Origin of the sequence: Paenibacillus dendritiformis (assembly GCF_015845845.1) — a bacterium.
Classification (GTDB): domain Bacteria; phylum Bacillota; class Bacilli; order Paenibacillales; family Paenibacillaceae; genus Paenibacillus_B; species Paenibacillus_B dendritiformis_C.
The window spans coordinates 20,768-32,510 of the sequence record NZ_LDIG01000069.1 but is presented as its reverse complement, the minus strand read 5'-3'; the positions used below and the strand labels follow the sequence as shown (position 1 = coordinate 32,510).

Genomic DNA, 11,743 nt, shown 5'->3' with positions numbered 1-11,743 from the left:
ATAAACACTTCAAGAAAATGTAAATCTAAAAAAGCTGACAGTACCCCTATGCAGCTCCAAGCTGTGTTTGAATTTGAGCGAGAGCTACTCCGGATAGAGCTTGTTTATAAACATATTCAATCCAATGTTGCTTTTTTTCTCGTCGATATTGGTGCAATCCATCCAAAAGATAGCCTTGCCCGCTGTAAATACAGCACATCGAAACAAAAGAGAGTAGCGCCCAGTAGCGATCGATCGCTTTCGTAGATCGAACCTGATATCGATCCAAGCCGAGGTGGACTTTCGCCGTTCGAAAATACGTTTCAATCGACCATCGCTTGCTATAATAGCTCAGAATTTGCTTGTTGGTTAGAGAAACATCTGTACTTAGAAAAGCTTTCACCTGCTTAGGGTTCAGTTCTTCTCCTTCTTTCCAGCAGAAAAGAACGACTCCATTATCAAGCAAATTGAGCTTTCCTTCGTATCGATAAACGCGATAAGAGTCTTCTCCGATGGTCACGAGATCGGTATCAGACTTCGACATAAACGAAGCAAATTCTTTAATCGATTGGCGAATCCCTTGTGGGTAAATGATGCGATTGGTCTTCAGACCGCTAATGACATGGAATCCTTGCTCGCTACTCACCTGAAGAACAGAGGCTGAAGGATACCACGAATCCATTAATACGTACGTTTGGTGATGGGACCTGGGCACTTGCCGGATCATGTCACAAGCCAGATCAATCTTGCTCTTGCTTTTGGATTCATAGCGTTCTGTTGCAAAGGGATATACTATATCACCCGCCCGTAGCATGGCTTCCACTACAGCATGACCATAGACCTTCTTTCCCTTGAGATGAGAGTGGTGAAAGGCTGAGCCCTGGATCGAGTCAACCGCCCGTGACGAAGGTTTGGTTTTTTCACACACCGTATCATCTACAATGACAAAGATAGGACTGTTATTGTGCTTAGCGCTGTATTTGACTTGCTGATAGGCGATATTACGTACGATTTGCTTCAGGAACTGTTCATCCCACTTCCCATGGGATAAAAAATGACTTAAGCTTCTGCGATCCCGATGATGCAAGCTTTCACGATGTATGTCTGTTAAGGTACCTGTAAATCCAGATGACAACATGCCATCTACAAAGTGAGTGATGTGATTAAGGACAGATTTGGAAAAATACAACGGGAGTTTCCATTGCCGAAAGATATTGTTCCAATGGCGATGCTGTGTTAACGTATACGTATGAGACATTTCTTGATCTCCTCTGCGTAGAGTGGTTGGTCGCACTTCTATTTTACACAGAGAGTCAAGGGTGTCTCTTTTTCTGCTATTTAATTACAGCGAATTTGGGCAAGTACAGTTATATTCTCAAACGGCAGCGCAGTTAAATGAGAGCGGCATATTCTTGCCAAGTAATCATAAGAAGGGGGCTCCTTGCTTAGTCCGAGAATGGAAAGATAATTTTCCAGCCAACTTGTCATCTCTTCCTGTCTCCCCTCTCCTACGCATCTGAATCGGAATTGGAATTGGATTCATTATAGAAAAGATATCCAGAAAATCCAAAGCAAAAGGATGGGCGGTAAGAGGCTTTGAATTCAGCACAAAAGAAAAACACCCTTCGCGGGTGTTGGTTCTTATTCGGGATAAGCGCCGGTATTGTCCTTACATCATGGAAAAGTCAAAGTATTGTCTTTCAAATAGTGGACACTGTTTTGAGAGAGAGATCGTTTTTCCTTAGGGCATGGTCCACTATATATAGGAAATTAGCATCGAAATAGTCTACATATTGATTTTTCCCGGCGCTGAAAGTGTAATCCCCTTTTGTCCATATTTTCATGGACATTTTAGATATATTTCCACAATCAGGAGACAATGCCGACCCCTATTCTCCTAGTTCTCAGCCCGAAGCAAGTCATTGTGAAGACTCCCGCCGCGAAGCACATCTCTGAAACCCCACTATATCAGAGCAAAAAGAAATCTGCCATCGTGCAAAACAGGATCAGCATGCTGATGACCTGATTCAGGTTGTAGGAGGCCACGTTCATCCGCTTCCGGCTGCTTGGCCGGACGATGCGGTGCTCGACCGCAAGCAGCACGGCGGAGGCCGCGATGCCCGTCAAGTAGATCCAACCGAGCCCCCGGATGAAGAAGAGAGCGAACAGCACTGCCAGCATAATCGTATGGAGGCCGCGGGCGATGAACAGCGCATCCTCGTAGCCGAATAAGCTCGGTACGGACCACAGTCCCGTCTTCCGGTCGAATTCGATATCCTGCGTCGCATAAATAATATCGAAGCCGGCAATCCAGAGCATCACCACCAGGCCGAGCAAGAACGGCGTCATAGCCAGCTTGCCCGTGACGGCGAACCAGGCGCCCACCGGCGCGGATGCAATCGTGAAGCCGAGATACAGATGGCAGAGCCAGGTGAACCGCTTCGTGTACGAATACGAGCAGATGAGCGCGATCGCGACCGGGGACAGCCAGAGGCAGAGCGGATTCAGCATGCCAGCCGCGAAGATGAAGACGGCGAAGTTCAGCAGGATGAACGCCGTCACCTCCCGCTCCTGAAGCAGCCGCTGCGGCAGATGGCGGTGGGCCGTCCGCGGGTTCGCCTCGTCATATTCCCGGTCGGCCAGCCGGTTGAAGGCGTTCGCGCCGTTCCGCGCCGCCACCAGCGCGATAAGCGACCACAGCATCACATGCGCGGACGGCAGGCCGCCGGCGGCCCATACCATCGAGATCAACGCGAACGGCAGCGAGAACAGCGTATGCGAGAACATGACGAGCTCGCCGAACAGCCGTGTCTTGCGGTACAGCTTCTGAATCCAGATCATTTCTGACTCCCCCAATATCAGTCATCCTAACTTCGGTGCCAGGCCAATTCCCGGAACCATGGCAGCCCGCACGGATGAACCGGTGCAGGCTGCGGCTCCGGGCTGGAACATGCCTATGCATATATTGTCGCCCCGACAAAACCTATACATACTCTCCGTCCTGGCAACCTCCATGCCTCTATGCACACGGCGCCTGGCACAGGTCAATGCGGCCGATGCAATGCCTGAGTCTACGCTTCGATGCCGCCCAGGACATCATCCAGCGCTACCAGCATCGCATCGATATCGCCCGTCTCGATGACGAGCGGCGGCTGGAACGCCAAGACGTTGCGGCCGATGCCGTTCTTCCCGATGATGAAGCCGCGCTCCTTCATCGCTTCCAGCACGGCGTCGGTCAGCGCGGCGCTGTCCGTTCCCGCCGCGCCCTGCAGCTCTGCGCCGAGCATCAGGCCGCGGCCGCGCACGTCGGCGATGACCCCATGCTTCCGCTGCAGCTCTTCCAATCCCTGCTTCAGCCGTTCGCCCAACCGGGATGCCCGCTCGACCAGACCTTCTTGCTCGATATAATCCAGTACGGCCAGCGCCGTAACGGACGAGACCGGATTGCCTCCGAAGGTCGAGGCGGACGGCCGGTTGAAGCTCGCCGCAATCTCGTCGGTCGTCGCGAAGGCGCCGATCGGCACCCCGTTCCCAAGCGCCTTGGCCATCGAGATGATATCCGGAGCAATGCCGTCATAGTCAAGCGCGAACATGCGGCCGGTGCGGCCGAAGCCAGTCTGAATCTCATCCGCGATCAGCAGCACGCCATAGGCCTCAAGCAATGCCTTCACTTCGCGGAAATAGCCTTCCGGCGGCACGATGATGCCGCCATTGCCCTGAACCGGCTCGACAATCATCGCCGCATACCGCTCTGGAGCCGCCTCAAGGGCCTGCTTCAGCGCCTCCAGCGAGCGCCGCATCGCGATCTCCGCGTCCAGGCCGGGCTCGTACGGCCGCGGAATGAACGTCACGCCGCCCTCATCAAGATGGTCGTCGGCCCGCCACATCGGCAGCCCGGTCACGCCCATCGTCAGCCAGGTGCGGCCGTGCAGCCCATACTCCAGCGCCAGGAAATCGCGGCGCTTCGTATGCAGCCGGGCGAGCAGCATCGCGCCCTCATTGGCCTCCGAACCGCTGTTGCAGAAGAACGTCCGCGACAGCCGGCCCGGCAGGATGCCGTTCGCCAGCCGCTCGGCCAGGTCGGCCATCGGCTGCGTCAAATATATCGTCGTCGTATGCTGCAGCATCTGCAGCTGCTTCACCGAAGCCTCCGCGATGCGGGGGTTGCAGTGGCCGCAAGCGACGACGGATACGCCGGCGAAGAAATCCGTGTACCGGCGGCCTTCATGGTCGTACAAGTATTGCATGGATCCGCGCACAATCTGCGGCGGCCGGCGATAGAAATGCTGCGTGCACGGGTAGAAATAAGCCCGCCGCTTCGCGAGCACGCCCTCCGGGCCGATAAAGTCGCTCTCCCCTACCCCGCTTGTCCGGTTTTCTTCCTGCCGCTCGTTCCCGATGCTTGTCATCGCGCACCCGCTCCTTCCTTCTGGCCGGCTGATTCCTTATTATTCGTCATTGCCTTCGGTTCCGTTGCCGCACTCGGTTTCGTCGACGTTTTCGACTGTGTTGCGGCATTCGCTTCCGCCGATGTCTTCGATTCCGTTGCTGCCTTCAAGTCTGCCGCTGCCTTCGATTCTGCCGCAGACTCCGCCTCCGTTTTCGCTTCGGCCGGGCCCTTCGGCTCGCCCATCGGGCGGTCGAATTGCAGCGCGCCCAGCGTATAGCCGGCATAGACCGGCTTCATCCCGCGATAGATATCCTCGCACCGTTCCAGTCCTTGCAGCGCCGTCCGGTAGGCCTGCACGATGCCGCGCAGCTGCTCGGCCGTATACGACTGCCCTTCAATCCGGAAATGGTTCACTCCGGCGGAGTGGAGCTCGGCGAGGAACGGCATGTAGCACAGCTCCTTGCACAAGGCGAGATGGTTGCGGCCGCGGGCATCCCGATAAACCGGATTCTCCCCTTTGTCTGTCATCAGCACGAGATAACGGTTATCGACGTAACGGTTATCCTCCTGGCCGATCGGCTCCAGCGCCTCCGCGTTCTCATACAGATCGAGCTCCAAGTACATGACGACCGGAGACCCATGTACGATCACCTCGACCGGCACCGGGCTCTGCTCCAGCAGCAAGGCGAGATCATGCAGCGGCAGCTCCAGCGATGCCGTTACCCGCTCCAGGCCGAAGCGCTCGTGATAGAACTCGGCCGAACGGGCGTTGTACACATTCAGATTGACATCCCCAATCAGCGGCAGACCCGCATCGCGGAAGCGGCGCATCGCGCCGAGATTCGTGACGAGCAGTCCGTCCAGGCCGCTGCGATCCTGCGTCAGAGCATGGCTGTATTGCTCCATATGCAGCCCGTCCATCATGCGCGGCAGGCCGAGCACCACCTTCGACGCGCCGGCGGCGCCGGCGATCTGCTCGATATCGCTGCGCGTAAACGGCCGGGCCGGCTGGAACACGTCTCCCGCGAGATAGACGATATCGGCCCCCGCTTCCAGCGCGGCCCGCGCCTGCTCGGCATCGTTCACATGAACGGAGAGCTGCGGGCGTTCCGTACGGCCGGACGGGGTACGCACCTCCGCCAAGGCGGCCTTCACTTGCTCGAGGCGCTCAGCCTTCATTTCCCGCTCGGCGGTCGGGGTGCTGAACACTTTGCCCGTGCTGTAGAACTTGCCGGTTCCTTCATAACGGGTATTGAGATAATCCAGTCCGGGCTTGCCGAACGCATAGGCCGTCGTGAAATCCCGCTTCCGGTTCTCGAACAGCTTGCGGCTGTCCTGCGAGCGCTCGAATCCGACCGGATCGGCAATATAGCGGTCAATCGCGTCTCCGTAGCTGTTCACCAGCAGGCGGAGGAACTCGGCGTCGCGCATCCGCCCTTCGATCTTGAAGGAGGTAATCCCCGCTTCGATCAGCTCCGGAATATGCTCATACAGATTCATATCCTTGGCGGCCAGCGGATATTCGGTCGGGTACACATTGCCGTCCTTTTTCACGCGGTACTCCCAGCGGCACGGCTTCATGCAGCGGCCCCGGTTGGCGCTGTTGCCGAACAGCAGCGAGCTGTAGTAGCAGTTGGCCCCATGCACCGTGCACATATCGCCATGGACGAAGTATTCGAACTCCATGCCGGTCTTCGCCTGCAGCAGCTGCGCCGTCCGGAGATCCATCTCCCGGGAAGCGACGATGCGCGTGACGCCCAGCTCCTGCAGCGCGCGAATCATTTCCTCGTTATGCACGTTCATCATCACCGAGGCATGCACGGGAAGCCGGTTCAGGTTCATCTCCTTAATCAGCGGAAATACGGCCATATCCTGGACGATAATGCCGTCCGGGCCAACCTCGTTCAGGAACGACAAGTACCGCTTCGCTTCCTCGATATCTTCGCCGTTCAGCAGATTGTTCACCGTCACATAGACACGCTTGCCCCGTTCATGCGCCATCTCTGCGGCCGCCCGAATCTCGTCGTAGGACAGATTGTAGCCTTTACGCATCATTCGCATGTTCAGCGACGGCCCGCCGAAATAGACGGCATCGCAATTCGCCTCTATCACTTCTTTGAAAATATCAAACGTGCCTGCCGGTGCCAGCAGCTCGACCTCTTTGCCGTGAAAAAATCTAGCCATGCCCGTTCCTCCTATCCCATACTCCATGCTGTCAAATTTTATTTTTCCTAATTTTAAATATATCAGGCTTTGAAATATTTTATGTGATATTTTTCGCTTAATAGGCTGCAAATATAGAAGAGGTGGTGATCTATAACCGATACGATCACCACCACGATATGAACAGCAGCAGGACGAGGAACGATGCGATGAACAGCGTGTCCGGCGTCCGCCATGCGAGCGTGCGCAGCGACGTGCGCGGCGCATGGAGCACATACCCCCGGGCCTCCATCGCCTGGACCAGCTCCTCGGCCCGCCGGAACGCGCTGACGATGACAGGCACCATAAGCGTCATGACCATCTTGCCCTTCTGGACGAAGGAGATCTCGTGGAAATCGGCGCCGCGCGAAGCCTGCGCCTTCATGACCTTGTCCGCCTCTTCGAATATGGTCGGAATGAAGCGCAGCGAGATGCCGATCATCATCGACCACTGCTGCGGCGAGCCGCCGACGAAGCGCAGCGGCTTCAGCACCCGCTCCAGGCCGAGATTGAGCTCGACCGGCGTCGTCGTGAATGTCAAAATCGCGGTAAAGGTGACAAGCAGCGCCATGCGCCATACCGCGTACGCCCCGTACGTAACGCCTCCGGTCGTAATATTGAGCTTGCCCACATTCACCAGCGAATTACCGGTCTTGTCGAATAAGACATAGAACAGGAACATGAAGGCCATGATGAACCAGAGCGGCCGCGATGCCCGAAAATAACGGGTTAAGGAAATGCGCGAGCTCATCATCACCAGCAGGGCGAATCCGCTCAGCACCGCGAGCTCCGCAAAGGCTTCAGCCATAATGACCGTAATCAGAAAAAGGACCATCGCCACCAGCTTCCCCCGCGGATCGAGGCGGTGAATCCAGGAATCGGCGGGGACGTACCGGCCGAGCATCATTTTGGCTTCCATCTGGTTAGTCCCCCTCCCTGCTGTCTAATGGGCGTTCCGCGCTTCCGGCATCCTTCATGCCCAGCCGCTCCGCAATCCAATCGGCCAAGCTCGCGGGATCGGCGGGCAGAGTGTCGAGCGGCGCGCCCGTCTTCTCCGCCACCAGCGCCGCGAGGCGCAGCATGGCGGGAATCTCGATGCCGGCCGCCTCCAGCTCCTCGGGCCGGGACATCAACTCCTGCCGGCCGCCCTGAAATACGATGCGGCCTTCCTTCATCAGGATGAAGCGGTCGGCGTACGCGAACACTTCATCCAGGCGGTGCGTCACCATGACGACCGCCTTGCCCTGCTGCGCGCACAATCCGTGCAGCAGCCGGATCAGCTCCGCCCGGCTGATTGGGTCCAGCGTGGCCGTCGGCTCGTCCAGCACGAGCAGCTCCGGATCGGAGGCGAGCACCGTCGCGATCGCGACTTTGCGAATCTGGCCTCCGCTCAGCTCGAATGGGCTGACCTCCAGCACCGAGGAGGGCAAGCCCACCATCGCGAGGGCCTCTCGCGCCGCTTCGGCGGCTGCCTCGGGCTTCGCCCCGAACTGGATCGGCCCGAACATCAGGTCCCGTTCGACCGTCTCCTCGAACAGTTGATGCTCGGGGAATTGGAACACGAGCCCGACCCGGCGGCGCAGCGGCTTGAGGCCGGACTGCTTCGCTCCGCCCTCGAAGGTATATTCCAGCACGTGCAGCTTCCCGGAGGTCGGCTGCAGGATGCCGTTGAAATGCTGCAGCAGCGTCGATTTCCCGGAGCCCGTCGAGCCAAGCACGACCGTGAAGCCGGAACCGACGGCAAAATCCAAATTCTGCAGCGCATGGACCGGCGGCTGTCCCTGCGTTATATAATCATAGGTTAATCGTTCGGCGTGCACGATGGCCATAAGGCGTTCACCAACTCTCTCTCGTCATTCGTCGTGGCGACAGCTACGCCGCGCTCCCGCAGCGCTTGCGCCACCGACCAGATGAACGGGGCCTGCAGCCGGCACTCCCGCATCAGCGCTTCATCCGTGAACAAAGCCTCGGGAGCGACATCCGCCGCAATCTTTCCGTCCTTCATCACGATCGCGCGATCGGAGGCCATAATCTCTTCCGCATCATGCGTAATCGAGATCATCGTATATTTGCCGCTCGCATGCAGCTCCGTCCAATAGGCCGTCATCTCCCGCTTGGAGCGTTCGTCAAGCATCGAGGTCGCCTCGTCGAAAATGAGCACCTCCGGCTCCAGCACCATCATCCCGGCGATCGCGGCCCGCTGCTTCTGTCCGCCGGACAGCTGCGCGGGATGGCGGTCAAGCAGCGGCTCGACGCCGAACCGCCGTGCCGCCTCCGCCAGCCTGCGCTCCATCTCCGCGTGCGGAAGGCAGCGGTTCTCCATGCCGAAGGCGATATCGTCCCGGACCGTCGTCGCGAAAAATTGATTGTCCGGGTTCTGGAACAAGAAGCCGACGCGGCGGCGAATCTCCTCCAGGCTCGCTTCGGACAGCGTCAGGCCCGCCACCTCGATGCGGCCGGCCTGGGGGCGATGCAGGCCGTTCAGCAGCTTCACCAGCGTCGACTTGCCGGAGCCGTTCGGTCCGACAATAGACACCCATTGCCCCTTCGGAATACGGAGGAACAGATCGTCGAAGAGCAGGCGGTCCGGACGGTACTGGTACCGGATACCGGACAAGACGACCGCGTCATCCACCCCTTGGCCGTCCGGGCCTCTATCCAGGCCGACGGGCGACGGTTCCGCGGCCGCCCCCGGCGCTGCGTTCGACGGGATATCCGATGCGAGCGCTTGGTTGCGATCAAGCGCCGCCTGCCGGTTCGCATCCGCCGCCGAGCTGTCGATCTGCGGCGTCAGCTTGTCAAAAAGCGGCAGCTTCGCCAGCGCCGCCACAATGTACTTCACGGCAATGCCGATGAAGACGCCGGTCACAACGCCGGTTATCAGCAGCACCGGCAAGTAATAAAAAATATTGGCGGTGCGGAATACAATATACGCGGCTGTCAACTGACCCGCATTATGCGCCGCCCCGCCCACTACGGAAATGCCGATGAGGCTGACGTGATCTTTTCCGATTTTCAAGATGGCATACATGACGATGAAGCTGAACAGCGATCCGAGGAAGCTGAACAGAAATGCGGAGAACGTCCCCAGCATCAAGGTCATCAGCAACGTCTTCAAGATGACCAGCATCAACGCGTCGCGGCCGCGCAGGAAGTAGAGGCAGGCGAGAATCATGACGTTCGCGAGCCCCAGCTTCGCGCCGGGAATCGGCATAATCGTCTGCACAGGCAGCATCGCTTCCACGAAGCCGAGCACGACGGCCACGGCGCTAAAAATCGCGATAATCACCGCCCTTTTCAAGGCGTCCGAAGAGGATTCTCCCTTCCGCCAGGCCGGGCTATTGTACGACCGCATCAATCTCATCCTCTCCTACGCCGTCCTCGCTTACCAGCTCGACGAGCACACGATGAGGAATGCAGACGATCGTGCTGTTCGGACGGGTCACGAAGCCGAAGGACAGGCATACTTTATCCGGGCAATCGGCCTCGAACATTTCAATGCCATAGTCATGAACCTTCAATATATTTAGTCCTTTGCTTGTTTCGACTTTTATAATCTGCTCTTCCTTCGTCAGTTCTACTTTTTGATACAATTCTCCGTCCACCGTAATATTGGCAAACACCTTTGAATTGTGCAAATTTTCACTTTCTTGTTGAAACAGCCATTTCGGCACAAGAAACGCCAGCGCCGCGATGACAATGACTCCGATGAGAATCAGGTCTCCACGTTTCATTGCAATGACTCCTTGGATTAAATTTGAATAGTTTATCTTTTGCCATTATACAACTCCCATCCCTCATCATCAATGAACTTCCATGTCCATCCGATGACATCTGCTCATGTCCATCGATGACGTCTGGTGCCGAGTCCCCGCCCAGAGCGGGATCGTAACGGGCTTCCTTGCAACTCCATCCGTAACTGTTATAATAAGCGTGTTCCGCAAGCGAGCTTCGCCGCCACAGGAAGCTGGCGCGAACCGATATCCAGTCAGTCTAACCGAACGGGGGAATTGAGAATATGACACTACATCGACGTCTGCCGCTTCGAAGCTGCCTCCTACTGCTCGTGGCCTTCATCCTCGTGCTTGGCGGATGCGCCAAGGGGAATTCCACGAATGCCGGCTCCGAAACGTCTTCGATCAAGCAGCAAACTTACTTCATTTTCGATACGATCGTGACGGTCAAAATATATGATGATCGGGCGGGAGACGCCCAATTCAAGGATATCGAAGCGATTCTCAAGGAGATCGACCATAAAATGAACCGCCAGGACAAGGGGAGCGAAATCTCCCAAGTCCAGGCCGCTTCCGGCAAGCAAGCCGTGGCGGTCTCCCAGGATACATTCGATATTATCGCCACCTCGCTGGACTACGCCAAGCGTACCGGCGGCATGTTCGATCCGACCGTCGGCCCGATCGTCGATCTGTGGGGCATCGGCTCGGAGAATGCCAAGGTTCCCGCTCCGGCCGATTTGAAGCAGAAGCTGGACCTGGTGGACTACCGGGACGTCACCCTGAATCCGGACAAGCGGGAAGTGAAGCTCGAGAAAGAAGGCATGGAGCTTGACCTCGGCAGCATCGGCAAAGGCTATGCCGCTGACCGTATCGCGGATTATTTGCGCAAGTCGGGATTCGAAAGCGCGATCGTCGATCTCGGCGGAAATATCTTCGCCGTCGGATCGAAGCCGGGCGGCAAGGATTGGATCATCGGAGTCCAGGATCCGGATGAGACGCGCGGCAATCAGATCGGCAAAATGAAGGTGCAGAACAAGACCATTGTCACCTCGGGCGTGTATGAGCGGTATTTCGTCGAAAACGGCAAGCACTATCACCACATTCTGGACCCGATGACCGGGTATCCGATCGAGAATAACCTGAGCAGCGTCACGATCGTAACGAGCAGCTCGACGCATGCCGATGCGCTGTCCACCTCGACGTTCGCTCTGGGATTGGACAAAGGAATGGAGTTCATCGAATCCAATCCGGAAGCGGAGGCAATTTTTATCACGACCGATCACAAAGTATACTGCACGCCGGGCATTAAGGATATTTTCGAGCTGACAAATAGCAATTACACCATCGTCAAGCAATAATCGCTTGCTGCCTGTGGCGATAGGAAGGGGTGCCCCTGGCCTTAGACGGCCGGAGGCACCCTTTTGCCGCCTATGCAGCG

At 57.1% G+C, this 11,743-nt stretch carries 9 protein-coding genes; 1 reads left to right on the top strand and 8 read right to left on the bottom strand.

Features of this window, described 5'->3' with window-relative positions; translation table 11 throughout:
• Positions 1-46 precede the first annotated feature (46 nt).
• From ABD76_RS03975 to ABD76_RS03940, 8 genes are all read right to left on the bottom strand, one after another.
• Entirely contained in the window at positions 47-1,237 is a 1,191-nt protein-coding gene (locus tag ABD76_RS03975; protein WP_197254446.1) for an IS701 family transposase, read from the bottom strand.
• Between the two features lie 710 nt (positions 1,238-1,947).
• Positions 1,948-2,820 (bottom strand): UbiA-like polyprenyltransferase, encoded by an 873-nt coding sequence (locus ABD76_RS03970; RefSeq protein ID WP_197254448.1) that lies wholly within the window; start codon positions 2,818-2,820, stop codon positions 1,948-1,950.
• 230 nt (positions 2,821-3,050) lie between these two features.
• Complete coding sequence (locus tag ABD76_RS03965) at positions 3,051-4,388, bottom strand: aspartate aminotransferase family protein (RefSeq protein WP_197254444.1); 1,338 nt, start codon at positions 4,386-4,388, stop codon at positions 3,051-3,053.
• Positions 4,385-6,553 carry a peptidase U32 family protein gene (locus tag ABD76_RS03960; protein ID WP_242069352.1) on the bottom strand — a complete coding sequence of 723 codons (2,169 nt, stop codon included), beginning with the start codon at positions 6,551-6,553 and terminating at the stop codon, positions 4,385-4,387. The genes ABD76_RS03965 and ABD76_RS03960 overlap by 4 nt, the downstream gene beginning before the upstream one ends.
• A 145-nt stretch (positions 6,554-6,698) precedes the next feature.
• On the bottom strand, positions 6,699-7,490 hold the full coding sequence (locus ABD76_RS03955; RefSeq protein WP_197254443.1) for an energy-coupling factor transporter transmembrane component T family protein: 792 nt from the start codon (positions 7,488-7,490) through the stop codon (positions 6,699-6,701).
• A gap of 4 nt (positions 7,491-7,494) precedes the next feature.
• Positions 7,495-8,400 (bottom strand): ATP-binding cassette domain-containing protein, encoded by a 906-nt coding sequence (locus tag ABD76_RS03950; RefSeq protein WP_197254442.1) that lies wholly within the window; start codon positions 8,398-8,400, stop codon positions 7,495-7,497.
• Positions 8,373-9,926: a Gx transporter family protein gene (locus ABD76_RS03945; protein ID WP_197254441.1), complete on the bottom strand. Its 1,554-nt coding sequence runs from the start codon at positions 9,924-9,926 to the stop codon at positions 8,373-8,375. The genes ABD76_RS03950 and ABD76_RS03945 overlap by 28 nt, the downstream gene beginning before the upstream one ends.
• Positions 9,910-10,305, bottom strand: a complete 396-nt coding sequence (locus ABD76_RS03940; protein WP_197254440.1) for a NusG domain II-containing protein — start codon at positions 10,303-10,305, stop codon at positions 9,910-9,912. Before ABD76_RS03940 ends, ABD76_RS03945 begins: the two co-directional genes overlap by 17 nt.
• A gap of 284 nt (positions 10,306-10,589) precedes the next feature.
• Here ABD76_RS03940 and ABD76_RS03935 point away from each other — a divergent pair, with 284 nt between their 5' ends.
• The gene (locus ABD76_RS03935) at positions 10,590-11,663 is read left to right on the top strand and encodes an FAD:protein FMN transferase (protein WP_197254439.1); all 1,074 of its coding nucleotides are present in this window, start codon (positions 10,590-10,592) and stop codon (positions 11,661-11,663) included.
• Positions 11,664-11,743: the final 80 nt, after the last annotated feature.